Below are 25,450 nucleotides of genomic sequence, written 5' to 3' on the forward strand. Positions count from 1 at the left end.
TGATCAAACCGAGGCATCCACAGAAGCATCCCACGGACAGTTAGATCGGCGCGCGCCGTCCTCTGTGCGATAGGCCGCATCCACGTCCCCGTCGCCCGCGATCGCATCAACCGAGATGGGGCCGTGCACCTGTGACGGATCGACAGCCTGCATCGGCAGCGCATCCTCGCGCCCCTCTTGCAGGGCCGAAATCGCGGCACGCAGCATTCTGCGGTACTGGACAATGGCGATGTCGGATTTGCCCAGATGCTCTTGTGTGCGGTCCTGAATGCGGCCCATGCTTTCGACGGCCCATTGGTCGTGGACGTTGATGTCCAGCCCCATGCCGGTATAGGTCTCGCTTGCCTGCTCCTCGGGGTCGTAGCCATAGTTGTTGTGGCGCCCCTTAAGCGGGGCATAATCCGGCAGGCGGTGTTCCTTCAGGCGCTGGGCGCGCATCAGGTCCTTGTCCACCGGCGCGTCAAAGCTGGTGAAGATCGAGTACCAATAGCAATTTTCGTCATCCACCGGCACGTGCCATTGCGTGATCGTCATCTGGCGGGACATGGGGATGCAGATCGCCTCGGGGAAGATCTGGTTGGTGATGCGTACATGCACACGCCCGTCCTCAAGATGGCGCAGGGCGGTGATCTTCAGGCCATAGTCGGTGACGTCCGCGCTGATGTCCGGGCGGGGATAGTCGCGCAGCAACTTCGTCATAGGAATCTCGGTGTTGGCGGCCTTATCGCGGAACTGCTTGCCATAGCTGTCGGCGGGGTCTTCATCCTGCAAAAACCGGTGCAGAAACGAGGCATGGGCAGGGTCGATCCCTACCTCCATCGCCTGCAGCCAATTGCATTCCCACAGGCCCTTGAAGGCAAAGACATGGGTGTCGGGGGCGCGAAAACAGTCGAAATCGGGGAAGTCAGGCGCCTCGCCCGGACCCATATAGGCCCAGATGATGCCTGCGCGTTCCACCACCGGGTAGGACCGCGCCTTGATGTTTTCATGCATGCGAGAGCCTTCGGGCTCGGCCGGCTGTTCCACGCATTGTCCGGTGCGATCAAAGTGCCAGCCATGGAAAGGGCAGCGCAGCCCGTTGTCTTCAAGACGGCCAAAGCACATGTCCGCGCCGCGGTGCGGGCAATGACGCTGGATCAGGCCCAACTGGCCTTGTTCGTCGCGGAACAGCACCAGTTTTTCACCCATCAGGTGAACCGGCACCACGGGGCGTTTTACGTTCAGTTCTTCGGCCAATGCGGCAGGTTGCCAATAGCGGCGCAGCACCTCGCCTGCATCCGAGCCGGGGCCGACCCGCGTTAGACTATCATTCAGGCTTTGGCTTATCATGGCTGGTCCCTCCCTTTTATCCCTCAGGGGCAGCGTAGCAGGCAGATGTCCGCAGCGACAAGCGTTGCGGCAGGACATAACGCAGCGGCAGGGCGGACTGCCCGCCTACGCGGCGTTGCGCAAGGGATGAATGGCTTGCCTTGGCGCCGGGTTCCGGCCTATCGACGGGTATGCGCCAACTTTCGGTTCTCTTGTCGGTTCTTGCGACGCTCGTCGTCGCGGTCGGAGTTTTCCGGGTCTCGCACGGGTATTTCCAGTCCGAGGAAACGTTGAAAGCCCAGGGGCGCCTTGCGGTTTACCAAGGTTCTGTCGTGACCGAGCTGGAACGGTTTGCTCATCTGACCCACGTTCTGGCTCGCGACGCGGCGGTGATCGAAGCCGTGCAGGGGGGCGCGGTAATTCCGGTAAGTGCCAAGCTGGAGGATTTCGCGCTGAAGGCCGGGATCGAGTCGATCTATCTGATCGGGGCCGATGGCAAGACGATTGCGGCTTCGAACTATCGCCTGGAAAACAGCTTTGTTGGTCAGAACTATGCGTTCCGCCCCTATTTTCAGCAGGCCCTGGCAGGTCAGCAAGGCAGGTTCTATGCGATCGGGGCCACGACGGGCCTGTCGGGCTATTTCATAGCGGACGGGGTGCGCGATGGGCAGGGTATCGTGGTGGGTGTCATCGCCATCAAGATCGGGTTCCCACTGCTCGAGCAAAGCTGGCAGAACTCGGGCGAGCATGTGCTGCTTGCCAACGAGGACGGTGTGGTGCTGCTGACCTCGGATCCGGCGTGGCGCTATCGTGTGCTGGCGCCTCTGACGCAGCAGCAGCGCTCTCGTATCGAGCAGGCCCGCCAATTTCCCGCCCAGCCATTGGCGCCGTTAGAATGGGAAACCCTGCCTGATCAGCGCGCCCGGATCGGCGGCGAAACCCGTATCCACCTGACGGCCGAGGTGCCACCGCACGGGTGGGGGTTGCACTATTTCGCCTCGGATGCGCAGGCGCTGGCGCGGGCTTGGTTGGTTACAGCGGTGGTGGTTTTCGCAGCCGCAACGGCGCTGATCCTTTACCAGGTTCGCCGCGCCCGTCGGGTGGGGGCAGCCCTGGCCCGGTCCGAACGCGAAGAGGCCGCCCTGCGCAAAGCCAACGCGCAGCTGGCCATCGAGATCGAGGACCGGCGGACAGCGGAACGCCGACTCAAACGCACCCAGGACGAGCTGGAACGCGCCAGCCGTCTGGCTGCGCTGGGACAGCTTGCGGCCTCGGTGACGCATGAATTGGGCCAGCCCATTGCGGCGATGCGAAACCACCTTGTCGCCACCGAGATCGGTGGAACCGGACCCGCGCCTCTGGTCCGCAAGATCGGCGATCTGGTTGAACGGATGGAGGGCATCACCCGGCAGTTGAAATTCTTCGCCACCTCGGACGCCGAACCCTTTTCCGAGGTGAATTTGCACGACGCTTTGCAGACCTCTCTGGCGCTGCTGGAGCCGAACCTTGCCGCCTCGGGGACGCAGGTGCAGACCAAGGCCCCGGACACGCCCGTATTGGTGCGGGGCAGCCGATTGCGGATCGAGCAGGTGATGACCAACCTTTTGCGCAACGCCATCGACGCCAGCGATGACAGCAGCCCCCCGCGCGTCCAGATCCGGCTTGGCGGCTCACCCACCGAGGCATGGTTCGAGATCGAGGATAACGGACACGGTCTGGGTAAGGCCGCGCTGGCCGATCTGCAGGAACCCTTCGTGACCACCCGCGCCAGCGGCCAGGGTATGGGGCTGGGGCTGGCGATCTCGGCCAGTATCGTGAAGGATCACCACGGAACAATGACAGCGCGGAATTCGGACACGGGCGGGGCGGTGTTTCGCGTCGTCTTGCCAACCCTGACAACGGATGAAAACACGGCATGAATATCCAGACTCACAGTATCCTTGTGATCGATGACGACAAATCCATGCGGCAGTCGCTGGAGGAGTTGCTGATCGCCGCAGGCTGGCAGGTGAACGCGGTGTCGCGCGCGGCAACGGGGCTGGAGCGTCTGGCCCAGACCCAGCCTGACGTGATCTTGTCGGACGTGCGGATGCCGGGAATGAACGGGCTGGAGCTGCTTGAAGCACTGGACAAAAACACCGCCCCGCCGCTGGTACTTATCTCGGCGCACGGGGACATTCCGATGGCCGTTAAGGCAATACAGGACGGCGCCTACAGCTTTCTTGAAAAACCATACGAGCCGCGCCGCCTGCTGACCATTCTGACCCATGCAGCACAGCAGCACCGGATGCGGCAAAGCAACTCGCGCCTGAAAGAGCGGCTTTTCCGCCTGTCTGGCCTGGATCGTGTGCTGCTAGGGCGCACGCCTCAGGTGGTGCAGTTGCGGGCCGAAGTCATGGATCTGGCCGACGCCGGTGCGCCCGTGTTGATCGAGGGAGAGACCGGCACTGGCAAAGAGCTGGTCGCCCGGGCCCTGCACGATTTGGGCCCCAACCCTGACGCGCCTTTCCTTGCGCTTAACTGCGCGGCCCTGTCCCCTGACACGTTCGAGCCCGAGATGTTCGGTATCGCGGGGCAAACCGACGGGCGGCTGCGCGCAGCCTCAGGGGGGACGCTGTTTCTGGACGAGGTCTGCTCGTGTCCGCTGGCGGTACAGGCCAAGCTGCTGCGGGTGATCGAGGATCAGCAAATCCTGCCCGTTGGTGGGCAGACCTCGGTGCCGGTCAGCCTGCGCATCATCTCGGCCACGAACGAGGATGTGGACAAGGCGGTGCAGGACAAGCGCTTGCGTCAGGACCTGTTGTTTCGGATCAACACGATGGTTCTGGGCCTGCCTTCGTTGCGGCAGCGGCGCGATGACCTGACTCTGCTATCCGCGCATTTCCTGGAAATTTACGCGCGCATCTACGAAACAAGTGTGCCTCAGATCACACAGGATGACCTGGCCGCGCTGATGGCCCATGACTGGCCCGGAAACGTGCGTGAGCTGCGCAGTGTCTGCGAGCGGCGGGTGCTGGCCGCGCGGCGAGGGGCCGGATCAATGGCACAGGCGATCCGCACGGATCAGACGCTGGACGATGTCCCCGATACCCTGCGCGAGGCCGTCGCGGCCTTTGAACGCGAGCTGATCGGCAAGGCCATCAAAGTCCACGAGGGAAAGATGGATGCGGCCGCCGAGGCGTTGGGCATCGGGCGGCGCACCCTGAACGAAAAGATCGTCAAACTGGGGCTGGACAAGGACGCCTTGCTGTAGGCCTGCGGAAATCCGCAGGACGGCCCCGCACATCCCCGCATTTTCCTTCATAGTCCCCTGCTTTGCGCTGACGGATACTTGGCCCAGTCACAACACGCGTGCTTCTGGGAGGAACCATAATGCGCAAATATATTTCCCGCGCGGCCATCGCTGCCGTTTCCGTCGCTTTCGCCACCGAGGCCATGGCAACCGAATGGAGCGTGTCCCTGTGGGGCAAACGCCGCGCCTTTACCGAACATGTGGAAAAACTGGCCGAGCTGGTCAGCGCAAAGACCAATGGCGAGTTCACCATGAACATCAGCTATGGCGGCCTGTCCAAGAACAAGGAAAACTTGGACGGTATTTCCATCGGCGCGTTCGAAATGGCTCAGTTCTGCGCGGGTTATCACCGCGACAAGAACCCCTCGATCACCGTTCTGGAACTGCCCTTCCTGGGTGTCGCCAGTCTGGAGCAAGAGATCGAGCTGTCGATGGCCGTCTATCAGCACCCTGCCACCGTTAAGGACCTGGAACGCTGGAACGCCACGCTGCTGATGCCCTCGCCGCTGCCGCAGTACAATATCGTGGGCATGGGAGACGCGCCGGCGACGCTGGAAGATTTTGTAGGTCTGACCGTCCGTGCCACCGGCGGCATTGGCGCCGCGATGAAAACCATCGGCGCCGTGCCCACCTCGATGTCCGCATCCGAGGTGCGTCAAGCGATGGATAGCGGTGTGATCAAGGCCGTCAGCTTTGCACCCCACGCGCATATGTCCTTCGGCACTATCGAAAATGGCACATGGTGGACCACCAACCTGAACCCCGGCACCGTGAACTGTCCGGTTGTCGTGAACACCGAAGCGTTGGAGGATCTGCCCGCCGATCACCGCGAGGCTCTGCTAAGCTCGATCCCCGAGGCGCTGAGCCATTACGTGGACAACTACAACAACAAGACCATGAGCGCCTGGGGCCCCGCCCTGGACGAACGAGGGATCAAGCGCGTGACCTTCTCGGATGCTGAACTGGCCGCATTCGAAGCTGCTGCAGCCGCCCCCGCCGCCCAGGCCTGGATCGAGCAGAACAGCGCCCGCGGTCTGCCCGCGCAAGATCTGTATGACCTTGTCACCGGCATGATTGCTGCGGCCAAGTAAGCCCTTCGACCCGCGCCAGCTTATTGGCGCGGGTCCTTCTTTTCCCCATAATTTAACGGAGAGTCGTCATGGCGGGATCATCCCTCGTGCTGACAGACGACAGCCGCCTCAGCCAGATCGACAGGGGGCTATACCGGCTCGAAGGCGTTCTGGCGTTGCTAAGCGGCCTTGCTGTCTTTTCCCTGATGTTGCTTGCGGTGTTTTCCGTGGGCGGCCGTAACCTGATCAACCAGCCGCTGCCCGGATACGTTGACTGGATCGAGCAAGCCATGCCGCTGATTGCCTTCATGGGCATCGCCTACACCCAGCGGGACGGGGGACACATTCGCATGGACATGCTGGTGGGTGCGTTGAAAGGGCGCCCGCTTTATGCCGCCGAGATGCTGACCACCAGCCTGATCCTTGTGTTGATGGTGTTGTTGGTCTGGGGCAGTTGGGCGCATTTCGACCGTAGCTTCGATTTCGCCTCGCCGATGTGGAGCCGTGACAGTTCCATGGACATCTCGCTGCCCTTGTGGCCCGCGAAATTATTGGCGCCCGTTGCTTTCAGCGTTCTGTGCCTTCGCCTGGTTCTGCAGCTTTGGGGGTATGGGCGCGCTTTTGTGCTGGGCCTGGTCGAGCCCGTTGCCGTGCCGCTGGTCCTGTCCGCTGCCGCACAGGCCGCCGAAGAGGCAAGCCTGCTAAGCGACGCTGATCCTGTCGATGACCTCAAGGAGCGCCGCTGATGGAACCGATTGAAATAGGTCTTGTTGTCTCTGGTGGTTTGCTTTTGCTGGTTGTTCTTGGGATGCGTGTTGCGTTTGCGGCTGGCATTGCGGGGATGGTTGGGCTGGTTTGGATATTCTGGGCCAAGTTTGGCTATGATCCCAGCCGGTTCGGCAAGGCTTTGGGCATTGCTGTCAAGACCGCGGGGCAGGTGCCGCATTCGAAGATCTCGAGCCAGGCGCTGAGCCTTATTCCCACCTTTATCCTGATCGGATACCTGGCCTATTACGCGGGGCTGACCAAGGCCCTGTTCGAGGCCGCCAAGCGCTGGCTGGCCTGGGTGCCGGGGGGGCTGGCGGTGTCGACCGTGTTCGCCACGGCGGGGTTTGCCGCCGTTTCGGGTGCCTCGGTCGCGACCTCGGCTGTCTTTGCCCGTATCGCCATCCCCGAAATGCTGAAAATCGGCTATGACAAGCGCTTTGCCGCAGGCGTCGTGGCCGCGGGGGGCACGCTGGCCAGCCTTATTCCGCCCTCGGCCATCCTGGTGATCTATGCGATCATCGTGGAGCAGGACGTGGGCAAGCTGCTGCTGGCGGGCTTTATTCCCGGGGCGTTCTCGGCGCTGATCTATGGGCTGCTGATCATCGGCATGGCCGTCACGATCAAGGGGTTCGGCCCGCCCGTGCGCGGCTTTACCTGGAAAGAGCGCTTCGTGTCCTTGCCGCCCGCGCTGCCTATCGTCTTTGTCGTGGTGACGATTATCTTCTTTGTTTACAACCCCTTCGGCGGCGACGCCTGGGGCACCCCGACCGAGGGCGGGGCGATCGGCGCCTTTGTCGTCTTCGTGATGGCGCTGTATCAGGGCATGCGCTGGCCGCAGCTGAAGGACGCCCTTTTGGAGACCGCCAAGCTGAGCGTGATGATCTTTACCATCATCTGGGGCGTGCTGATTTACGTGCGCTTCCTTGGCTTTGCCGACCTGCCGGGGGCCTTCGCGGACTGGATCACCTCGCTCACCATGTCGCCGATGCTGATCCTTGTGTGCATCCTGCTGGCCTATGCGGTGCTGGGCATGTTCATGGATGCGATCGGGATGCTGCTGCTGACCCTGCCGGTGGTCTACCCGGCGGTCATGGCCCTGAACGGGGGCGAGTTCGTCAGCGCCGCCGACAGCAGCTTTGGCATGTCCGGGCCGATGTGCGCAATCTGGTTCGGCATCCTGGTGGTGAAAATGGCCGAGTTCTGCCTGATCACGCCGCCCATCGGGCTGAACTGCTTTGTCGTCGCCGGCGTGCGCGACGACCTGAGCGTGCAGGACGTCTTCAAAGGCGTCACCCCCTTCTTCATCGCAGACGCCATCACAATAGCACTCCTCGTCGCATTCCCAGCTATCGTCCTGTGGTTGCCGGGGATGGCGTAAACAAATTGGCGAATACAAAAAGGCCCTGACCATGTTTTATGGTCAGGGCCGCATTTCCGGCAAAATAGACGTCAGATATCCAGCTTTTTGCTTACCGGAAAGATCGACAGGTTCATCCGCGCCTGAATCGCGCCCCAGACGCCGCGTTTGTCGACCAGCATCACAGCGATGGCGATGCCGCCCATCATGATCAGGTACCAGGTGCCCCAATCCGCCGCGATTTCGCGCAGCAGGAAGAAGATCACCACACCGATCACCGGCCCCTCGATAGAGCCGATCCCGCCGATCACCACGATAAAGATCACGAAAGCCGTCCATTCGTTCAGGCTGAAGGCCGCGTCGGGTGTGATCCGCAGTTTTTGCAGGAAGATGAAAGCGCCGGTGATCGAGGTATAGAAGGCCGCCAGCACGTAGATGCCGAACTTGACGCGCCGCGTGGCGACGCCCATGGCCTCGGCTGCGGGTTCGCTGTCGCGGATTGCCGTCAGCGCCAGTCCCCATTTGGATCGCAGCAGGCCCCAGACCAACAGCACGGCGACGACGCCGATGGTAAAAGCGATGTAATACATCACCATCTCGCGCCCCGCTCGGCTGTCGGCCAGGGATTTGGCGATGGCCACGGGCAGGGATATGCCCGAGCCGCCACCAAGCGCCCCGACCTGGGCCGAGATCAGCCGGAACACCTCGGCGATGACCCAGGTTCCGATTGCGAAATACGGCCCCTGCAGGCGGAAGGCGATCCAGCCCGTCGGCACCGCCACCACAGCCGTGGCCACGGCAGCCAGCGGAATGGCCAGCAGCACCGGCAGGCCCGCGAACATCGCCAAGGCGAAGAACAGGTATCCGCCCAGCCCAACAAAGGCTTGCTGGCCAACCGAAATCAGCCCGGTATAGCCCGCCAGCAGGTTCCACATCTGAGCCAGCGCAAGGAAGCTGAACACCTCCATCAGCAGACGCAGGTCAGCGCGTCCGGCCCACCACGGGGCAAAGGCCAGCACCACCACACCTCCCAGAAGCATCAGGCGCAGGGCGACGGATAAGTTCAACGTTCGGGTCTTTTGCATATCAATCGTCGTCATTGTCCAACCTCACGCTTTGGGGAACAGGCCACGCGGGCGCACGACCAGAAGGGCAAGGAACACCAGGTGTCCGGCAAGAATCTGGTACCCTGCGTCGATCTGAGCGCCGACGGTTTGGGCGACACCCAGCACAATGCCACCGATCAGGGTGCCCCACAGGCTGCCCAGCCCGCCGATGATCACGGCCTCGAACGCGAACAGCAAACGCGCCGGCCCCGCTGACGGATCAAAGTTCGTCTTCACCGCCAGAAAAATCCCTGCGACGCCAACCACAAGGCTGGCCAGAGCCGTGGCAATCGCGAAAATATGGGCATTGTTGCCCCCCATCAGCGGCACGATTTCCGGATCATCCGAGGTAGCGCGCAGCATCCGGCCCAACGGAGATTTATAGAACACCAGCTGCAGCCCTCCGATCACCGCAACAGCGGCGCCGAACATCAGCAGGGGAAGCCAGCCGATGGCAATGGTATCAGACAGCTTGATGCTGCCGGTTTCCAGCCAGCCGGCACCCAGACGTTGGCTGTCGGCCGAGAAAATCTCGAGCAAGGCGTTCTGGATGATGATGGACATGCCGAATGTCACCAGAATGGGCGGCAGGATGTCCTTGCCCAGCACGCGGTTCAGCAAGATGCGCTGGTTCAGATAGCCCGCCGTCATCAAAGCAAGCAGCACCAGAACGATGGCCACCACCGGATGCAAAGCCAACCCTGCCACCAGCGCGACCATCATATAAGCTGCTGTCACGATGAAATCGCCATGCGCGATGTTGATAAAGCGCATAACGCCGAACATCAGGCTCAGCCCCGCTGCGAACAGCGCATAAAGCCCGCCCAGCAGGACGCCCTGCAAGATTGCATTGATCCAGACCATCAGGCGGCCTCCTCGTCTTCGTTGGTTCCAAAATAGGCGGCAGCGATTTGTGCACGGGTCAGGCTGTCGGGGGTGCCGGTCAGGGACACGCGGCCCTCCATGAAGCAATAGACCCGGTCGGCCACGGCCATGGCCTGGCCCACGTCCTGTTCGACGACCAGAATGGCGGTGCCGCCCTGGCGGATTTTGGGAACAGCTTTGTAGATGTCCTTGATGACCTTGGGCGCCAGGCCCAGGCTAATCTCGTCGCACAGCAGCAGTTGCGGGTTCGACATCAGCGCGCGGCCAATGGCGACCATCTGTTGTTGCCCGCCGGAAAGGGCCGTGCCGGGATTATGCCTCTTGGCCACCAGATCGGGGAACAGCTCATAGATCGCGTCCAGCGTCCACGGGCCGGGGCGTTTGCCAGCGGCGCCGATCAGCAGGTTTTCCTCGACCGACAGGGATGGGAACAGGCGCCGCCCTTCGGGGACCATGGCCATGCCCATCTTGTGAATGTGGTTGGCGGGCATCCCGGCGATCTGGGTGCCGTCGAATTGCACGTCCTGCCCCTTGGAGCTGATCATCCCCGTAATCGCCCGCAAAAAGGTAGATTTCCCCGCTCCGTTCGAGCCGATCAGGGCCACGCATTCGCCCTGACCCACGGTGACGTCGATCCCGAACAAAGCCTGGAAATCGCCGTAAAAGGCCGTCAGGCCCTTGGTTTCAAGCAGCGGTTTCATCGACAGATATCCCCATGTAAATTTCCTGAACCAGCGGATCGGCCATCACGGCGTTCGGTTCGCCTTCGGCGACGATTTTGCCAAAATCGATGACGATCAGACGCTCCACCACAGCGGTCAGCGCGTGGACGATGTGTTCGATCCAGATGATGGACACGCCGCTGTCGCGGATGTCCTTGATGGTGGCGACCAACTCGTGACATTCGGCCTCTGTCAGGCCACCGGCGATTTCATCCAGCAACAGCAGGCGCGGCCCCGAGGCCAGCGCGCGGGCCAGCTCCAGCCTTTTTCGCTCCAGCAGAGTCAGGCTGCCAGCGGGGCTGTTGGCCTTGGGCAGCAACCCGGTGCGGCGCAGGATCTCGCGGCATTCTTTGGCGGCATCGTGGTGGCCTGAATTGCCAAAGGACGAGGCGACCAGCAGGTTTTCATAGACGCTCATCCCGACGAACGGATGCGGGATCTGAAACGACCGTGCAATGCCCATACGGCAGCGTTCAGAAGCCGAGATGCGGGTGACGTCCTGACCGTCAAACATCACGGTGCCCGAGCTGACGCCCAGCGTGCCACCGATCAGGTTGAACAGGGTCGACTTGCCCGCGCCGTTGGGGCCGATGATGCCAAGGGCCTGGCCTTCGGGCATCTCGAAACTCACGTCGTCGGACACTTTCAGGGCGCCGAAGCTTTTGTTCACATTGGAAAGAGACAGGATGGGTGCCATGGGCGCCTCCAAATTAGGTGGGTCGGGGGCGCTGAGAGGCCACCCCCGACCCGTCGGCCTTAGCCGATTGCCTTCATTTCACCGGTCAGCGGGATATCGGAGTGGGCCCCGTTTTCCACGATGTCCAGTACCGGCTTGCCGCCATCCATGCGCCATTGGCCGCCAACCAGAGGCGTTTTGGCGATGTTGGGGACGGGGCCGTTCGCGAAGTTGATGTTGCCCACGACCGAGTTGTAGTTGGTCTGGCCGATCGCCTTGGCAATGCTGTCAGGATCGGTGGGATCCTCGCTGCGTTGCAGGCTGTCGATGATCACCTCGAACAGCGAATGCTTGAAGCCCAGCGGCATGGTCCACGGGTTGCCGGTTTCCGCTTCGTATGCGGCTGCCAGTTCAGCCGAGGTTTGACCGGTAAAGCCCGAGTTGAACGGGTGATGCGGCGACCACCAGACCTCGACGCTCAGCCCATCGGCGCGATCGCCCAGCGAGCCCACGGCCTGCGGGAACTCGGTCGCCTTGGCGGCGTTCACGACCTTGGGGTGGAACCCTTGCTGAGCAGCCTGGGTCCAGAAGGTGGTGAAATCCGGGGGGATGACCACGCCGGTCACGATTTCCACACCAGCCTCTTTGAAGGCCGAAATCTGCGCGCTGAAATCGTCGCTCATGTTCTGGTAGCGACCCGGATCAACCAGCTCGTAGCCGCGTTTGGCCATTACCGGCGGAAAGCCCAGTTCGGGATGCGCCCAGCCATTGCCATCAGGATCGTTTGGCCACAGGGCGCCGACCACCTTGTTGGTATCGACCTTGTCCCACATATTGACGAAGCTGCCGATGATGTCCTCGAGGCCCCAGAAGAAGTGATAGGTGTATTCGAACCCTTCAGCGGGGTTGCCCTGACGGCCAAAGAAGTGCGGCTGCCACGGGGTGTCATTGGTGACACAAGGCACGCCGTTCAGCTCGGCTTGGTCGGCCACCGGGTTGGTGGTGTCGGGAGTCGAGGTGGCGCAGATGATGTCGACTTCTTCGCCCAGGATAAGTTCCTGCGCGACCGAGGAGGCCCGGTTCGAGTTGGACTGGCTGTCCTTCACAACGAACTCGACTTCATGCTTGCTGCCGTTGATCATCAGCCCGTCGCCGATTTTCCTGGCGAACTGGTTCAGCGTGAACTGGTCCGGCTCGGCAAAAATCGCCAGCGGGCCGGTTTGCGGCGTTACAAAGCCGATCTTCAGTTTCTTGGTTTTGGCAATGGCCGGGCTGGCCAGTCCGCTGGCAGCCAGCAGGCTGGTGGCCCCGGTGGCCTTGATAAATCCCCGGCGGGACAGAATGGGTTTCGACATGGTGTTCCTCCTCGTTGTCATACCCTGCAGTGATTCAGCCCTGTGCTGTTGGCACGTCTTTCCCGGTCCCTGGCGGGGCATCCCGCAGGGTCACAGCACGGTGGCTGGTCTGAAAGTCCGGCGCTGACCTGATGGGTCAGATCAGCCCGTCAAATGTCGTTGGCGGCGGTCAGGCTGGGCGCAGCGCAAATCTCCTCTGTTCCCCGCCGCTGGTCGCGACGTGGCTGCGTTGCACAATCCTTCTGATAATTTAGCCGCCCGTTAGATCAGGTCGCGGTGTCGGTCAGTTGCAAAGGTCCTCCCTTTCGTCGCTCTTTCGGGCGCTATCCCTTTCCCCGCTCGGGGAACTTTCGTGCTGTGTTTTCTATACCGCGCAGAGTCTGCGTGATGTCGGGCCACATATTCGGAATGCTCTGAACCGAGATCGCGCCCAAGGTATCGTCCGATACCACCCACGCCTGTGCAGGTTCGAAATGCAGGGCAGGAGCGCCGGGTTCGGTGCTGTTGCGGGTCAGGTACAAGCCCCAATCCGCAGCAATTTTCTGTGCATCAACCGAGTGCCCAAGGGGCAGTCGGATCAGCTGCATCTCTTCTTGCAGCAGAGCTGTATCCTCGGCGCTGTCGGCGCTGATGGCGACGACGCGGATGTCGCGGATGGCGAAATCTCCGATGCGGTCGTCCAGTTCCTTCAGGGCAAACCGGGTCCATTTGCAGTGACGGCCGCGGTGAAAGAACAGATAGGTCCCAAGGCCCGGCGCGTCTTTGAACAGATCATAACTGCCATGCCCCACTGTTTCGAATGTCAGGGCCGGGGCGGCGTCGCCAGGGATCAAACGTTGAGCCATGGTCCCCCCTTACTCTGCAACGTCCAGACGTGCCGAAAGGCGCTTTTCGATCACCGGCACCGAGCGGCGAATATGCTCGAGTGTCAGTTTCTCGGCCAGATCGGCATCGCGCGCGATCACCGCGTCGAAAATCGCCTGATGTTCAGAGCGCACGTCGCGTGGAATGGTCCGGTCAGTCAATGCGATATGCAGATAGCGGATCGAGTGGCTGTACAGAATCTCGCGGAAGTTCAGCAGCCACGAGTTGGTACATGCTCCGATCATCGCATTGTGGAAGTCGCGGTTGCGGGCCTCCCATTCTGCTACGGCCTGTTCCTCTCGGCCGGCCATTTCGACTTCGATCTTGGCCAGGCGGTGGTGGGCCGCGACAAAGCCGCTTTCCCATTCGTCGTCACCATTGGCAATCGATTCGCGCACGGCCTGGGCTTCCAGCAGGGCGCGCATCTCGACGATGTTCTTGAAATCCTGAACCGAAACGATGGCCGCACGGAAACCACGCTGCCCTTCGGTGGTCACCAGGTTTTCGACCAGCAGGCGGGACAGGGCCTCGCGTACGGTCGACGCGCCAACCCCAAAGGTCTTGCGCAATACCTCGACACGCAGTCGCGATTCGGGCTCGATCTCGCCGGACAGAATGGCCTGCCGCAGCGCGCCATACACCAGTTCAATGGTGGTGCGGCTTTGCGATTCGTCCCCGAATTCGTTGATATCTTTAAGAAAAGCCAAGTTTCCCCCCTGCGTCTCCTGTCGTTCACATAAACCTATCATCAAATGAAAAACAACGTCAAAATCAAAAAATATCGTTATTTAGTTCGTAGGGACTAAAATATCGTTTTTATATTTGACAAACGATATTGCGTTGCTGCAAGGTCTTGAACAACGCCGGATTGCGAAGGAGGAGACGCATATGGCTGATGGTTCCGGGCTGGCCACGGTCAGCATTCGCATCAAGGGGGATGCGCGCAGTGTCAGCTGTGGCACCTCTGAAAAACTGCTGACCGCCATCGAGCGGGAATTTTTGAATCCCAGGCAGCGCCCAGTGCGCGTGGGATGTCGTCAAGGAGGGTGCGGCGCGTGCCGTATCAAGGTGACAGAAGGGCAATACGCGACCGAAAAGATGAGCCGCGACCACGTCACCGAAGAAGAGGAAACCCAGGGATTTGCGTTGGCATGTCGTGTGTATCCGCAAACAGATCTGGAAATCGAACCTGCCTTTCGCGGCCCCGTAAAGGACCGCTCAGGGCAAGACACATGAGAATTCAAGGGTAGGAGGAATACCAATGTCTCAAGAAGGTCTGTTGCGCCCAGGTATCGCTCAGCTGCGTGTCCTGGACATGGAAGAGTCAGTCAAGCACTACGTCGAATATATCGGTCTGGAACTGGTGGGTACCGGTGATGATGGTCGTGTGTACCTGCGTGGCTATGACGAATTCCATCGCCATTCGGTTGTTCTGCGCGAAGCGGACAAGGCCGGCATCGACTTTTTCGCCTTCAAGGCCGACGGCTGGGCCAAGGTTGAAGAATTCCGCAAGCGCCTAGAAGACTACGGTCTGGAAGTGCGCGACGTTGCCCAAGGTGAACAGCCCGGCGTTGGCCCGCGTATCGCCTTCACCATCCCCTCGGGTCACGAGATCCAGATCTACGCCGATATGGATCTGTCGGATTCGCCGGATGCGCCGCAGCCGACAAACCCCTATATCTGGAACACCTCGCCCACCGGGATGCGTGCCCAGCGTATGGACCACTGCCTGCTTTATGGTCCGAACATTGATGAAGTCGAAAAGCTGTTCAAGGAATGCCTCGATTTCCACGTTCCTGAACGTGTGGATATGCCCGACGGTACCCTGGCCATCTGGATGACGGTGTCGAACAAGGCGCATGACATCGCTTTTGTGAAGCACGAAGAGCCGGGCAAGCTGCACCACCTTGCGTTCTTCCTGAACGATTGGGCCGATATCGGTCACGCAGCAGACATTTTGACCCGCTATGACATCAGCCGCGATGTCGGTCCGACCCGTCATGGGATCACCCGAGGTCAGACGATTTACTTCTTCGACCCCTCGGGCAACCGGAACGAGGTCTTCGCGGGCGGCTATACCGCTTACAAGGATCACCCCACCCGTGTTTGGGACCATAACAACGTCGGCCGTGGCATCTTCTATTACGAGCGCCAGCTGAACGACGCGTTCCTGTCGGTGGTGACCTAAGATGCAGGCGCTTCGTTCCGCACAGGCTCTGACATCCGCGGCGGCTCATGCTGCCGTGGGTGCCGCCGTGGCCAGGGCCGCCGAGCTGGGCGTTGCCATCAACGCCTGCGTGGTGGATGCGGGCGGCAATCAGATCGCCTTTCTGCGCGGCGACGGAGCGTTCCTGCCTTCGGGAAAAATCGCCCGCGACAAGGCCTATACGGCCGCGGGTTTCGGGGCCCCTACTGGGGCCTTGTATGACGCATTGGCGGGTGACGCCCCGGTTCTGACCGGGATCGCGGCCCAGCCGGGCGTTGCGTTGTTTCAGGGTGGGCTGCCCATCCAAAGCAACGGCGAAATCGTCGGGGGCATCGGCGTGTCCGGTGCCTCGGCCGAACAGGATGAAATCTGTGCCCTTGCCGGGCTGCAAGCCATCGGATTGGCACAGGACTGAGGAAAAGACACATGAAAGACGGGCTGCAAATTGCGGCGCGCGATGCGCTGCACTTCATTAATGGTGAGTTCACCACGGGGACGTCGGGCCGGACCTTTGACAATATCTCGCCCGTGACTGGTCAGAAAATCGGCATCGTGCACGAGGGCAAAGCTGCCGAAATCGACGCCGCTGTCAGTGCCGCCCGCGCCGCGCTAACCGGCCCCTGGGGCTATATGGGCCAGACCGAACGCAGCGATCTGCTGCATGCTGTCGCGGACGAGATCAACCGCCGTTTCGATGAATTCCTTGAGGCCGAAATCCTGGACACCGGCAAGCCCAAATCGCTGGCCAGCCATATCGACATTCCGCGCGGGGCCGCGAATTTCAAGGTCTTCGCTGACCTTGTGAAGAATGTCCCCACCGAAAGCTTCATGCTGGATACGCCCGATGGCAATGGTGCGCTGAACTATGGTGTGCGCCGCCCCAAAGGGGTGATCGGGGTGATTTCCCCGTGGAACCTGCCGCTGCTGCTGATGACGTGGAAGGTGGGGCCGGCGCTGGCCTCGGGTAATACCGTTATCGTGAAACCGTCCGAGGAAACGCCGCTGACAACCACCCTGCTGGGTGAGGTGATGAACACCGTTGGCATGCCCAAGGGTGTGTTCAACGTGGTGCATGGGTTCGGTCCCGACAGTGCGGGTGCCTATCTGACCGCGCATCCCGGCGTGGACGCGATCACCTTTACCGGCGAAACCCGCACGGGCGAGATCATCATGCAATCTGCCGCCAAGGGGCTGCGTCAGGTGTCCATGGAATGCGGAGGCAAGAACGCCGGGATCGTCTTTGCCGATTGCGACATGGACAAGGCGATCGAAGGCACCATGCGCTCGGTTTTTGCCAACTGCGGGCAGGTTTGTCTGGGCACCGAGCGGGTTTACGTTGAACGCCCGATCTTTGACGAATTCGTCGCCCGCTTGAAAGAAGGCGCCGAGGGTCTGAAACTGGGCGCGTCCGAGGATAAGGACACCAACCTTGGCCCGCTGATCAGCAAGGAACACCAGCAAAAGGTGCTGTCCTACTATAAGCTGGCGGTCGAGGAAGGCGCGACTGTCGTCACCGGCGGCGGCGTGCCGGACATGCCCGCGGACATGCAGGATGGCGCCTGGGTCGAGCCCACGATCTTCACAGGCCTGCCCGAAACCGCCCGCGTCGTGCGCGAGGAAATCTTTGGCCCCGTCTGTCATATCCAACCTTTCGACACCGAAGACGAGGTGATCGCGCTGGCCAATGACACCGATTATGGCCTGGCCACCGCCATCTGGACCGAAAACCTGACCCGCGCCCACCGTGTGGCGCCCAAGATCGACGTTGGTCTGGCTTGGGTGAATTCGTGGTTCCTGCGCGATTTGCGCACGGCGTTTGGGGGCTCGAAACAGTCGGGCATCGGCCGCGAGGGCGGGGTGCATGGCCTTGAATTTTATTCCGAACTCAGCAACGTCTGTGTGAAGCTCTAAGGATCTCTAATGACTGACCAATCCAAAATCCAAGAGGCCGCCGACCGTCTGTGGCAGGCCTGGGAAACCGGTGTCCCCGGTGCCCCCATTCGTGACCTGCTGGACGACGGCGACGTGGATGCCGCCTATGCCGTGCAAGAGATTAACACCAAGCGCTGGCTGGGTGGCGAGGAACGCATCCTGTCAGGTCGCAAGATCGGGCTGACCTCGAAAGCGGTGCAAAAACAACTGGGCGTAGACCAGCCGGATTATGGCCTGCTGTTCGCGGACATGGAGGTGATGGACGGCGAGGAAATCGCGCAAAACCGCTTGCACCAGCCCAAAGTCGAGGCCGAGATCGCCTATGTGATCGCCGCGCCGCTGACGGGTCAGTTTATCACCATGGTCGATCTGCTGGCCTCGATCGGCTACGTCGTGCCCGCGCTGGAGGTTGTCGGCAGCCGTGTGGCCGATTGGGATATCCGCATCACCGATACCATCGCCGATAATGCATCGTCTGGCCTGTACGTTCTGGGCCAGTCGCCCAAACGCGTGGGCGATTTTGACCAGCGTATGTGCGGCATGGTGATGTTCCGCAATAACCAGCCTGTCAGCGTTGGCGCGGGGGCGGCCTGCATGGGCAGCCCACTAAACGCGACCCTGTGGCTGGCCCGCACGATGGCCGCTGCTGGCCGCCCGCTTGGTCCGGGCGATGTGGTTCTGTCGGGCGCGTTGGGGCCGATGGTCGCCGCCGAACCCGGTGACGTTTTCGAAGCACGTATCAACGGCCTGGGCTCTGTCCGCGCCGCCTTTGCGAAGGAATAACCTGATGAGCAAGATTAAATGCGCCATCATCGGCTCGGGCAATATCGGCACCGATCTGATGATCAAGATCATGCGGATGTCCGACGTCCTGGAAATGGGCGCGATGGTCGGGATCGACCCAGACTCGGACGGGTTGGCCCGCGCTAGGCGTCTGGGCGTCGCCACCACCCACGAAGGCATCGAGGGGCTGACCAGGCTGCCTGAATATGCCGACATCCGCGTTGTGTTCGATGCGACCTCGGCCGGGGCGCATAAGCACCACAACGAGATCCTGCAGAAAGACGGCAAGCAAGTGATCGACCTGACGCCCGCCGCCATTGGCCCCTTTACCGTGCCGGCGGTCAACATCGATGCCAACCTGTCCGAAAACAACGTGAACATGGTCACATGCGGCGGTCAGGCGACGATCCCGATGGTTGCTGCCGTCAACCGTGTCTCGCCCGTCCGCTATGGCGAGATCGTCGCCTCGATCAGCTCGCGTTCCGCGGGTCCCGGCACCCGCGCCAATATTGACGAGTTCACCGAGACCACGGCCCATGCCATTCAGGCCGTGGGTGGCGCGGGTCGCGGCAAGGCGATCATCATTCTGAACCCGGCCGAGCCGCCGATGATCATGCGCGACACGGTCTATTGCCTGTGCGACGAGGCCGACACGGATGAGATCCGCAAATCGGTGCAGCAGATGGTGGAAGACGTGCAATCCTACGTGCCGGGGTACCGCCTGAAACAAGAGGTGCAGTTCGAACATATCGGCTCGAACGATCCGCTGCACATCCCCGAAATGGGCGGTGATTTTACCGGGCTGAAGGTCTCGATCTTCCTCGAGGTGGAAGGCGCTGCGCATTATCTGCCCGCCTATGCTGGCAACCTGGACATCATGACCTCGGCCGCGATGAAAACCGCCGAACGTCTGGCCATCAAGCGCGACTGGGTGAAGGAGGCCGCATAAAATGACCAAGCTTTATATCCAAGACGTCACCTTGCGCGACGGGATGCACGCGGTGCGCCACCAATACGATCTGGGCCATGTGCGTGCCATCGCGCAAGCTCTGGACGAGGCCGGTGTGGACGCGATCGAGGTCGCCCACGGCGACGGCATCACCGGGTCCACGTTCAACTATGGTTTCGGCAAATGCACCGACGAGGCCTGGATCGCCGAGGCCGCCAAGGTGTGTAAAAACGCCAAGCTGACCACGTTGCTTCTGCCTGGCATCGGCACGATCGAGGACCTGAAACGCGTCCACGATCTGGGCGTTCAGTCCGTCCGCGTGGCCACCCACTGCACCGAAGCTGACGTGTCCGCTCAGCATATCGCGGCGGCCAAGGATCTGGGGATGGATGTCTCGGGCTTTCTGATGATGTCCCACATGAACACGCCTGAAAAGCTGGCCGAGCAGGCCGCGATGATGGAAAGCTATGGCGCCGATTGCGTGTATTGCACTGACAGTGGTGGACGGCTGACCATGAAGGACGTCGAGGCGCGTTTTGATGCCTATAACAAGGCTCTGAAACCCGAAACCCAGCGCGGCGCGCATATGCACGAGAACCTCTCGCTATCGGTCGCCAATTCGGTCGTGGCTGTCGAACATGGCGCGTTCCGCGTCGATGCTTCGCTGGCCGGGATGGGCGCAGGCGCGGGCAACTGCCCGATCGAGGCCTTTGTGGCCGTTGCCGACCTTTATGGCTGGGAGCACAACTGCGACCTGTTCAAATTGCAGGACGCCGCCGAAGAACTGGTACGTCCGCTGCAGGACCGTCCGGTCCGTGTGGACCGCGAAACCATGACGCTGGGCTATGCCGGGGTCTATTCGTCCTTCCTGCGTCACGCAGAAAAGGCGGCCGAGCTGTACGGTCTGGACACCCGCGAAATCCTGGTTGAGCTGGGCAAACGCGGCATGGTCGGCGGTCAGGAAGACATGATCGTTGACGTTGCACTGGACATGATCAAAACCAAGGAGGCCGCAGAATGACGGATATTACCAAGATCGCCGAGATCGTTGACGAGGCCGCGCGTACCGCGACCGAAATACCGCAATTCTCGGATGACAAACCGCTGAGCGTGGACGAAGCCTATGCCGTGCAGGCGCTTTCGATGCAGCGCCGCTATGCACGCGGTGAAAAGCGTGTTGGCATCAAGATGGGCCTGACCAGCCGCGCCAAACAGGTGCAGGTCGGCGTGGACGATGTCTTGTGGGGTCGTCTGACTGACGGGATGCGCGAAGAAGAGGGCGGCGAGGTCAGCATGGCCAAATACGTGCATCCGCGCGTTGAACCTGAAATCGCTTTCCTGATGAAAAAGCCCCTGTCGGGCGATGTCTCGGCGCTGGAAGCCATGGCCGCGGTCGAGGCTATCGCCCCCGCGCTGGAGATCATCGACAGCCGCTATAAAGCGTTCAAATTCGACGTGGGCGACGTGATCGCCGACAACTCCTCGTCCTCGGGGTTTCTGATTGGCAACTGGCATGCGCCGGACATGGATATTTCGAACCTCGGTATGGTGCTTTCGATCAACGGCACCCCGGGCGAGATCGGTTCGACCGCCGCGATTTTGGGTGATCCGGTGCGCTCGTTGGTGTCGGCGGCGCGGATGGTTGCCTCGGCTGGCGAGGTCCTGAATGCCGGTGATATCGTGCTGGCGGGCGGCGCCACGGCGGCCATTCCGATGGCAGCTGGCCAGTCGGTAACGCTTGAGGTGCAGAACATGGGGTCGATGGCCTTTAACGTGGTGGAGTAAGCCCATGCCGTTCATTGATGTCACCCTGATCGAAGGTCGCCCCAACAAGGTCAAGGAAGAGTTGATCGCCAAGCTGACCGAAGCCGCGGTCGAGGTCACTGGCGCCCCCATCGAAACCATCCGCGTGGTCCTGCGCGAGGTTCCGGGGCACCACTGGGGGGTTGCGGGCAAGCCCAAGTTTCCCCTGAAGGATGACACGCAATGACCGAGCTTGCCGTGGAACCGGGCCAGGAAGGCCCGGTTACCGTTTCCATCTCGCGTCGGGTAAGCGCGGGACACGAGGCAGAATACGAAACCTGGCTGCATGGCATTATCGAGGCCGCCAGCGATTTCCCCGGTCACATGGGCGTCAACATCCTGCGGCCCTCGGGCAAGACGGACGGGCGCTATGTGCTGATCTATCGTTTTGACAGCTGGGCCCATTGCGAGGCCTGGGAGAAATCCGATACCCGCGCGCATTGGGTGGACCAACTGGCCGGGATCGTCGAAGGCGACGCAGAAACCCGCCGCGTCACCGGGCTTGAAGCGTGGTTCGACCTGCCCGAGGTGCCAGCCGCCAAACATGCGCCGCAGTGGAAAATGGCCATCACGCTGATCGTCGTGGTGTTCATCATCGTCTTTCCGCTGCAACTGATAGTGATTCCCCTGACGCAAGGCTGGCCTCATGCGGGCCGAACACTGCTGATCGCGGTGATCCAGGTATTGTTGATGACCTATCTGGTGATGCCGCGTGTCACGAAACTGCTGCGTGGATGGCTGTTTGCGTGAATTTGATAATCCTGAATTATCGAATGAATCACTAAATATAATTTCTTCCGATGGAAATCCCTTGCTAGGGTATTCAGGCAAGGAGGAGGAAATCCGGCCCCACGGCTGAATTTCGGACCGGGCAAGCGTTTGCGTTTGCCTGAACGCATAGTCGTCTTTTCCGCCCCTTTGCACTGAACCTGACTGACCCAGACAGACTCAAGGAATCGTATCATGGACGGAAATAACCCAATCGACGGCGGCAAATGCCCGGTTATGCATGGCGGGAACACGCGGTTCTCGACCCGCTCGAACAAGGACTGGTGGCCCAATCAGCTGAATCTAAGCATCCTTCACCAACATTCGGCCAAGTCCGATCCCATGGGCGGCGCGTTCGACTATGCCAAGGCGTTCTCCGAGCTGGATTTGAAGGCGCTCAAGGAGGACCTATACGCGCTGATGACCGACAGCCAGGACTGGTGGCCGGCGGACTATGGCCACTACGGCGGTCTGTTTATCCGTATGGCCTGGCACGCGGCCGGTACCTATCGCACCGGGGATGGCCGGGGCGGGGCCTCGACCGGGAACCAGCGTTTCGCTCCGCTGAACAGCTGGCCGGACAATGGCAACCTGGACAAGGCACGCCGTCTGCTGTGGCCGATCAAGCAGAAATACGGCAATCAGATTTCCTGGGCGGATCTGTTCGTGCTGGCTGGCAACTGTGCGATCGAGCACATGGGCGGCACCACCTTTGGCTTTGGCGGGGGACGCGCAGACATCTGGGCCCCCGAAGAAGACATCTATTGGGGCGCCGAGGATGAATGGCTGGCGCCCAGCGGTGGTACCAACAGCCGCTATACTGGTGAACGTGACCTGGAAAACCCGCTGGCCGCTGTGCAGATGGGCCTGATCTATGTGAACCCCGAAGGCCCGGACGGAAATCCTGATCCGATCGCCAGCGGCAAGGACATCCGCGAAACCTTTGCCCGCATGGCGATGAACGACGAGGAAACCGTGGCCCTGACGGCGGGTGGTCACACCTTTGGCAAGGCGCATGGCGCCGGTGACGCCGATCTGGTTGGTCCCGACCCCGAAGCCGCCCCACTTGAGGCGATGGGCTTTGGCTGGCTCAGCACCTACGGCAGCGGCAAGGGGCGCGACGCCATCACCAGCGGGATCGAAGGCGCGTGGACGCCGAACCCGACCACCTGGGACAATGGCTATTTCGACGTGCTGTTCGGCTATGACTGGGAGCTGACCAAAAGCCCGGCAGGTGCCAACCAGTGGACGCCGATCAACCCCAAACCCGAGGACATGGCCCCCGACCCCGAAACCGGCGAACGGACCCACCGCTTGTTGATGACCACCGCCGACATGGCGATGAAATTCGATCCGATCTATGGCCCGATTTCCAAGCGGTTCCACGAGAACCCCGAGGAATTTGCCGACGCCTTTGCCCGTGCGTGGTTCAAGCTGACCCACCGCGATATGGGCCCCAAAGCCTGCTATCTGGGCGCCGAGGTTCCGGACGAGGATCTGATCTGGCAGGACCCGATTCCGGCGGCGGACTATGTGCCCTCGGACGCGGAAGTGGCATCGCTGAAAGCGGCCATTCGGGACAGCGGCCTGACGACTGGCGAGATGGTGCAAACCGCCTGGGCTTCGGCCTCGACCTTCCGCGGGTCGGACCGCCGCGGTGGTGCCAATGGCGCGCGTATCCGTTTGGCCCCGCAGAAGGATTGGGAGGGTAACAACCCCGAACAGCTGGCCCGCGTCCTGGCCGTTTACGAGGGCATCCAGTCCGCCAACGGCACCGGCGTATCCATCGCTGATCTGATCGTTCTGGGTGGCAATGTCGGGATCGAGGATGCCGCCAAAGCGGCCGGTCACGACATCGAAGTCCCCTTTGCGGGTGGGCGCGCTGATGCCTCGGCCGAGCAGACCGACGCCGACAGCTTTGATGTGCTGGAACCCGTCGCGGATGGCTTCCGCAACTACCTGAAGACCTCGTACAGTGTTCCGTCCGAGGAACTGCTGGTCGACAAGGCTCAACTTCTGGGGCTGACCGCGCCCGAGATGACCGTTCTTGTCGGCGGACTGCGGGTGGTTGGGGGCAATGCCAATGGCTCGACCCATGGTGTTCTGACGGATCGGCCCGGACAACTGACCCAGGATTTTTTCACCAATATCCTGGACATGTCCACCGAGTGGAGCGCCACGGATGACCACGGCGAAGAGTTCGAAGGCCGCGACCGTGCCACCGGTGCAGCCAAGTGGACCGGCACCCGCGTGGACCTTGTCTTTGGCTCGAACTCGCAATTGCGCGCCCTGTCCGAGCTGTACGCGCAGGCCGACAATCAGGCCAAGTTCGTCGGTGATTTTGTCGCCGCATGGACCAAGGTGATGAACGCGGATCGTTTCGATCTGAGCTGATCTGCGCATTCGAACGAAAGGCGCGGCAGACCTCCTGCCGCGCCTTTTTTCGTGCCCGATCGCCGCCGGGATGACCTAGATCAAAGAGAATATATTCCGAATCTTTTATGCATCATTCAGGACACGCGTCGTAATTTACGAGGACGTCATGCTGAGACTTGCATCCATTCTGTATTCGCTAATTGGCACCACCCTTGCGGGCACCTTGGTGATCGTTTCGTTAACCTTGGGCTTTGTCACGCTGCAACCGATCCTGATCGCGGCAGCTGCTGGTTTCGTGTCTGCCGTGCCCGTCACGTGGTTGGTGGCAAAGGGGATCATCGAGAACAATTAGCCCCGGTTGTTTCGCTTCGGCGAAACCGGCGACGACAGCACGAGGGAGGGGTCCCCATCAGGGCTGTCGTCGCCTTTTATTTCCGGTCCAGCCAAACCCGCACGGCGGCTTCGAATTCGCGGGGCTTTTCGGCGTGCAGCCAATGCCCGGCGCCGGGGATTTTGGCGAAATTTGCGTTCGGGAACAGGGCTTTGATCTGCGGACGATGCTCGGGCAGGACATAGTCCGAATTGGCCCCCGATAAGAACAGCACCGGACCGTCAAATTGCCCGTCCACTTGTGGGAAGGACAGGATTTTCGGCATCTCGGCGGCCAGCGCATCCAGGTTCAGGCGCCACTTTTTGCCCGCCACGTCCAGCGACTGGGAGAAGAACACGGGCAGGGTGGGATCGTCCACCATATCGCGCAGCTGCGCCTCGGCGTCCGAGCGTTTCTGCACCTTGTCCAGATCCACTGATTTCATCGCGGTGATATAGTGCCCCTGCGAGTGTCCATAGGACACCGGCGCGATATCTGCCACCACCAAAGAGTTCACCAGTTCTGGGTATTTGATGGCCAGAACCATGGCCGCCTTGCCACCCATCGAATGGCCGATCACGTCCATCGGCGCGCCGTTTTCCCGGATCACCTGGGCCAGATCTTCGGCCATGTCCGGGTATCCGTGCTGATCGCTCTGTGGGCTGAAGCCGTGGTTTCTCTGGTCCACTGCAATCACCCGGCGTCCGTCTGACAGCCGCTTGGAAATGACACCCCAATTGCGCCCCGAGCCATACAGGCCATGGACGATCAACAGGTCGGGCTGGTCGGTTTTTTCACCGTGGACGATCTGGTTCAGCATGGCCGAGTGATAGCCGCTTGCCCCCTTGTTGACCAGCATG

At 61.2% G+C, this 25,450-nt stretch carries 26 protein-coding genes; 17 read left to right on the top strand and 9 right to left on the bottom strand.

The features are described from left to right. Positions 1-3 precede the first annotated feature (3 nt). On the bottom strand, positions 4-1,329 hold the full coding sequence (locus ACOQOQ_RS07610; RefSeq protein ID WP_420569536.1) for a Rieske 2Fe-2S domain-containing protein: 1,326 nt from the start codon (positions 1,327-1,329) through the stop codon (positions 4-6). Positions 1,330-1,499: 170 nt separating this feature from the next. Between ACOQOQ_RS07610 and ACOQOQ_RS07615 the strand changes: the two genes are divergently transcribed. The 5 genes from ACOQOQ_RS07615 (at position 1,500) to ACOQOQ_RS07635 (ending at position 7,816) form a co-directional block, all read left to right on the top strand. After that, positions 1,500-3,227 carry a sensor histidine kinase gene (locus ACOQOQ_RS07615; RefSeq protein WP_420569537.1) on the top strand — a complete coding sequence of 576 codons (1,728 nt, stop codon included), beginning with the start codon at positions 1,500-1,502 and terminating at the stop codon, positions 3,225-3,227. Further along, positions 3,224-4,561 (top strand): sigma-54-dependent transcriptional regulator, encoded by a 1,338-nt coding sequence (locus tag ACOQOQ_RS07620; protein WP_420569538.1) that lies wholly within the window; start codon positions 3,224-3,226, stop codon positions 4,559-4,561. The genes ACOQOQ_RS07615 and ACOQOQ_RS07620 overlap by 4 nt, the downstream gene beginning before the upstream one ends. Positions 4,562-4,680: 119 nt before the next feature. Continuing rightward, positions 4,681-5,691: a TRAP transporter substrate-binding protein DctP gene (dctP, locus tag ACOQOQ_RS07625; RefSeq protein ID WP_420569539.1), complete on the top strand. Its 1,011-nt coding sequence runs from the start codon at positions 4,681-4,683 to the stop codon at positions 5,689-5,691. A gap of 68 nt (positions 5,692-5,759) precedes the next feature. Next, positions 5,760-6,416, top strand: coding sequence for a TRAP transporter small permease subunit (locus ACOQOQ_RS07630; RefSeq protein ID WP_420569540.1), 657 nt, complete (start codon positions 5,760-5,762; stop codon positions 6,414-6,416). Further along, on the top strand, positions 6,416-7,816 hold the full coding sequence (locus ACOQOQ_RS07635; RefSeq protein WP_420569541.1) for a TRAP transporter large permease: 1,401 nt from the start codon (positions 6,416-6,418) through the stop codon (positions 7,814-7,816). Before ACOQOQ_RS07630 ends, ACOQOQ_RS07635 begins: the two co-directional genes overlap by 1 nt. Before the next feature lie 71 nt (positions 7,817-7,887). Here ACOQOQ_RS07635 and ACOQOQ_RS07640 read toward each other — a convergent pair whose 3' ends face one another. The 7 genes from ACOQOQ_RS07640 to ACOQOQ_RS07670 form a co-directional block, all read right to left on the bottom strand. Next, a complete protein-coding gene (locus tag ACOQOQ_RS07640) occupies positions 7,888-8,895 on the bottom strand; it encodes a branched-chain amino acid ABC transporter permease (protein WP_420569542.1) in 1,008 nt (335 codons plus the stop codon). 9 nt (positions 8,896-8,904) lie between these two features. After that, complete coding sequence (locus tag ACOQOQ_RS07645; RefSeq protein WP_420569543.1) at positions 8,905-9,765, bottom strand: branched-chain amino acid ABC transporter permease; 861 nt, start codon at positions 9,763-9,765, stop codon at positions 8,905-8,907. Then, positions 9,765-10,487, bottom strand: a complete 723-nt coding sequence (locus tag ACOQOQ_RS07650; protein ID WP_420569544.1) for an ABC transporter ATP-binding protein — start codon at positions 10,485-10,487, stop codon at positions 9,765-9,767. The genes ACOQOQ_RS07645 and ACOQOQ_RS07650 overlap by 1 nt, the downstream gene beginning before the upstream one ends. After that, positions 10,471-11,205: an ABC transporter ATP-binding protein gene (locus ACOQOQ_RS07655; RefSeq protein ID WP_420569545.1), complete on the bottom strand. Its 735-nt coding sequence runs from the start codon at positions 11,203-11,205 to the stop codon at positions 10,471-10,473. Before ACOQOQ_RS07655 ends, ACOQOQ_RS07650 begins: the two co-directional genes overlap by 17 nt. Before the next feature lie 59 nt (positions 11,206-11,264). Next, positions 11,265-12,539: an ABC transporter substrate-binding protein gene (locus ACOQOQ_RS07660; protein ID WP_420569546.1), complete on the bottom strand. Its 1,275-nt coding sequence runs from the start codon at positions 12,537-12,539 to the stop codon at positions 11,265-11,267. A 323-nt stretch (positions 12,540-12,862) separates the two neighbouring features. Then, positions 12,863-13,384 (bottom strand): redoxin domain-containing protein, encoded by a 522-nt coding sequence (locus ACOQOQ_RS07665; RefSeq protein ID WP_420569547.1) that lies wholly within the window; start codon positions 13,382-13,384, stop codon positions 12,863-12,865. A 9-nt stretch (positions 13,385-13,393) separates the two neighbouring features. Further along, positions 13,394-14,110 (bottom strand): GntR family transcriptional regulator, encoded by a 717-nt coding sequence (locus ACOQOQ_RS07670; protein WP_420569548.1) that lies wholly within the window; start codon positions 14,108-14,110, stop codon positions 13,394-13,396. A gap of 133 nt (positions 14,111-14,243) precedes the next feature. Here ACOQOQ_RS07670 and ACOQOQ_RS07675 point away from each other — a divergent pair, with 133 nt between their 5' ends. The 12 genes from ACOQOQ_RS07675 (at position 14,244) to ACOQOQ_RS07730 (ending at position 24,572) form a co-directional block, all read left to right on the top strand. Beyond that, positions 14,244-14,639, top strand: a complete 396-nt coding sequence (locus ACOQOQ_RS07675) for a 2Fe-2S iron-sulfur cluster binding domain-containing protein (RefSeq protein WP_420569549.1) — start codon at positions 14,244-14,246, stop codon at positions 14,637-14,639. 25 nt (positions 14,640-14,664) lie between these two features. Next, complete coding sequence (locus ACOQOQ_RS07680) at positions 14,665-15,591, top strand: catechol 2,3-dioxygenase (protein WP_420569550.1); 927 nt, start codon at positions 14,665-14,667, stop codon at positions 15,589-15,591. A gap of 1 nt (position 15,592) precedes the next feature. Then, complete coding sequence (locus tag ACOQOQ_RS07685; RefSeq protein ID WP_420569551.1) at positions 15,593-16,024, top strand: GlcG/HbpS family heme-binding protein; 432 nt, start codon at positions 15,593-15,595, stop codon at positions 16,022-16,024. Between the two features lie 11 nt (positions 16,025-16,035). Beyond that, positions 16,036-17,520, top strand: coding sequence for a 2-hydroxymuconic semialdehyde dehydrogenase (locus tag ACOQOQ_RS07690; RefSeq protein ID WP_420569552.1), 1,485 nt, complete (start codon positions 16,036-16,038; stop codon positions 17,518-17,520). Between the two features lie 9 nt (positions 17,521-17,529). Beyond that, positions 17,530-18,324: a 2-keto-4-pentenoate hydratase gene (locus ACOQOQ_RS07695; protein WP_420569553.1), complete on the top strand. Its 795-nt coding sequence runs from the start codon at positions 17,530-17,532 to the stop codon at positions 18,322-18,324. A gap of 1 nt (position 18,325) precedes the next feature. Continuing rightward, positions 18,326-19,273: an acetaldehyde dehydrogenase (acetylating) gene (locus ACOQOQ_RS07700; RefSeq protein WP_420569745.1), complete on the top strand. Its 948-nt coding sequence runs from the start codon at positions 18,326-18,328 to the stop codon at positions 19,271-19,273. A 1-nt stretch (position 19,274) separates the two neighbouring features. Beyond that, the gene (gene dmpG, locus ACOQOQ_RS07705) at positions 19,275-20,294 is read left to right on the top strand and encodes a 4-hydroxy-2-oxovalerate aldolase (protein ID WP_420569554.1); all 1,020 of its coding nucleotides are present in this window, start codon (positions 19,275-19,277) and stop codon (positions 20,292-20,294) included. Then, positions 20,291-21,058, top strand: a complete 768-nt coding sequence (locus ACOQOQ_RS07710; protein WP_420569555.1) for a 2-keto-4-pentenoate hydratase — start codon at positions 20,291-20,293, stop codon at positions 21,056-21,058. Before dmpG ends, ACOQOQ_RS07710 begins: the two co-directional genes overlap by 4 nt. A 4-nt stretch (positions 21,059-21,062) precedes the next feature. After that, the gene (locus tag ACOQOQ_RS07715) at positions 21,063-21,263 is read left to right on the top strand and encodes a 2-hydroxymuconate tautomerase (RefSeq protein WP_420569556.1); all 201 of its coding nucleotides are present in this window, start codon (positions 21,063-21,065) and stop codon (positions 21,261-21,263) included. Continuing rightward, the gene (locus tag ACOQOQ_RS07720) at positions 21,260-21,826 is read left to right on the top strand and encodes an antibiotic biosynthesis monooxygenase (protein ID WP_420569557.1); all 567 of its coding nucleotides are present in this window, start codon (positions 21,260-21,262) and stop codon (positions 21,824-21,826) included. Before ACOQOQ_RS07715 ends, ACOQOQ_RS07720 begins: the two co-directional genes overlap by 4 nt. A gap of 213 nt (positions 21,827-22,039) precedes the next feature. Beyond that, positions 22,040-24,238 (top strand): catalase/peroxidase HPI, encoded by a 2,199-nt coding sequence (gene katG / locus ACOQOQ_RS07725; protein ID WP_420569558.1) that lies wholly within the window; start codon positions 22,040-22,042, stop codon positions 24,236-24,238. A gap of 148 nt (positions 24,239-24,386) precedes the next feature. Then, positions 24,387-24,572 (top strand): CTP synthetase, encoded by a 186-nt coding sequence (locus tag ACOQOQ_RS07730; protein WP_420569559.1) that lies wholly within the window; start codon positions 24,387-24,389, stop codon positions 24,570-24,572. Between the two features lie 76 nt (positions 24,573-24,648). Here ACOQOQ_RS07730 and ACOQOQ_RS07735 read toward each other — a convergent pair whose 3' ends face one another. Next, complete coding sequence (locus ACOQOQ_RS07735; protein WP_420569746.1) at positions 24,649-25,410, bottom strand: alpha/beta fold hydrolase; 762 nt, start codon at positions 25,408-25,410, stop codon at positions 24,649-24,651. Positions 25,411-25,450 lie beyond the last annotated feature (40 nt).

Source organism: Thalassovita sp., from assembly GCF_965218685.1.
Taxonomy (GTDB): domain Bacteria; phylum Pseudomonadota; class Alphaproteobacteria; order Rhodobacterales; family Rhodobacteraceae; genus Thalassobius.

What these genes read in the sequence shown, in the direction of transcription:
- ACOQOQ_RS07695 (WP_420569553.1), top strand. Translation starts at nt 17,530, where the DNA reads ATGACTGACCAATCCAAAATCCAAGAGGCCGCCGACCGTCTGTGGCAG.
- ACOQOQ_RS07690 (WP_420569552.1), top strand. Translation starts at nt 16,036, where the DNA reads ATGAAAGACGGGCTGCAAATTGCGGCGCGCGATGCGCTGCACTTCATT.
- ACOQOQ_RS07650 (WP_420569544.1), bottom strand. Translation starts at nt 10,487, where the DNA reads ATGAAACCGCTGCTTGAAACCAAGGGCCTGACGGCCTTTTACGGCGAT.
- ACOQOQ_RS07660 (WP_420569546.1), bottom strand. Translation starts at nt 12,539, where the DNA reads ATGTCGAAACCCATTCTGTCCCGCCGGGGATTTATCAAGGCCACCGGG.
- ACOQOQ_RS07710 (WP_420569555.1), top strand. Translation starts at nt 20,291, where the DNA reads ATGACGGATATTACCAAGATCGCCGAGATCGTTGACGAGGCCGCGCGT.
- ACOQOQ_RS07615 (WP_420569537.1), top strand. Translation starts at nt 1,500, where the DNA reads ATGCGCCAACTTTCGGTTCTCTTGTCGGTTCTTGCGACGCTCGTCGTC.
- ACOQOQ_RS07640 (WP_420569542.1), bottom strand. Translation starts at nt 8,895, where the DNA reads ATGACGACGATTGATATGCAAAAGACCCGAACGTTGAACTTATCCGTC.
- ACOQOQ_RS07685 (WP_420569551.1), top strand. Translation starts at nt 15,593, where the DNA reads ATGCAGGCGCTTCGTTCCGCACAGGCTCTGACATCCGCGGCGGCTCAT.
- ACOQOQ_RS07735 (WP_420569746.1), bottom strand. Translation starts at nt 25,410, where the DNA reads ATGCTGAACCAGATCGTCCACGGTGAAAAAACCGACCAGCCCGACCTG.
- ACOQOQ_RS07715 (WP_420569556.1), top strand. Translation starts at nt 21,063, where the DNA reads ATGCCGTTCATTGATGTCACCCTGATCGAAGGTCGCCCCAACAAGGTC.
- ACOQOQ_RS07665 (WP_420569547.1), bottom strand. Translation starts at nt 13,384, where the DNA reads ATGGCTCAACGTTTGATCCCTGGCGACGCCGCCCCGGCCCTGACATTC.
- dctP (WP_420569539.1), top strand. Translation starts at nt 4,681, where the DNA reads ATGCGCAAATATATTTCCCGCGCGGCCATCGCTGCCGTTTCCGTCGCT.
- ACOQOQ_RS07635 (WP_420569541.1), top strand. Translation starts at nt 6,416, where the DNA reads ATGGAACCGATTGAAATAGGTCTTGTTGTCTCTGGTGGTTTGCTTTTG.
- katG (WP_420569558.1), top strand. Translation starts at nt 22,040, where the DNA reads ATGGACGGAAATAACCCAATCGACGGCGGCAAATGCCCGGTTATGCAT.
- dmpG (WP_420569554.1), top strand. Translation starts at nt 19,275, where the DNA reads ATGACCAAGCTTTATATCCAAGACGTCACCTTGCGCGACGGGATGCAC.
- ACOQOQ_RS07655 (WP_420569545.1), bottom strand. Translation starts at nt 11,205, where the DNA reads ATGGCACCCATCCTGTCTCTTTCCAATGTGAACAAAAGCTTCGGCGCC.
- ACOQOQ_RS07680 (WP_420569550.1), top strand. Translation starts at nt 14,665, where the DNA reads ATGTCTCAAGAAGGTCTGTTGCGCCCAGGTATCGCTCAGCTGCGTGTC.
- ACOQOQ_RS07730 (WP_420569559.1), top strand. Translation starts at nt 24,387, where the DNA reads ATGCTGAGACTTGCATCCATTCTGTATTCGCTAATTGGCACCACCCTT.
- ACOQOQ_RS07630 (WP_420569540.1), top strand. Translation starts at nt 5,760, where the DNA reads ATGGCGGGATCATCCCTCGTGCTGACAGACGACAGCCGCCTCAGCCAG.
- ACOQOQ_RS07720 (WP_420569557.1), top strand. Translation starts at nt 21,260, where the DNA reads ATGACCGAGCTTGCCGTGGAACCGGGCCAGGAAGGCCCGGTTACCGTT.
- ACOQOQ_RS07645 (WP_420569543.1), bottom strand. Translation starts at nt 9,765, where the DNA reads ATGGTCTGGATCAATGCAATCTTGCAGGGCGTCCTGCTGGGCGGGCTT.
- ACOQOQ_RS07610 (WP_420569536.1), bottom strand. Translation starts at nt 1,329, where the DNA reads ATGATAAGCCAAAGCCTGAATGATAGTCTAACGCGGGTCGGCCCCGGC.
- ACOQOQ_RS07620 (WP_420569538.1), top strand. Translation starts at nt 3,224, where the DNA reads ATGAATATCCAGACTCACAGTATCCTTGTGATCGATGACGACAAATCC.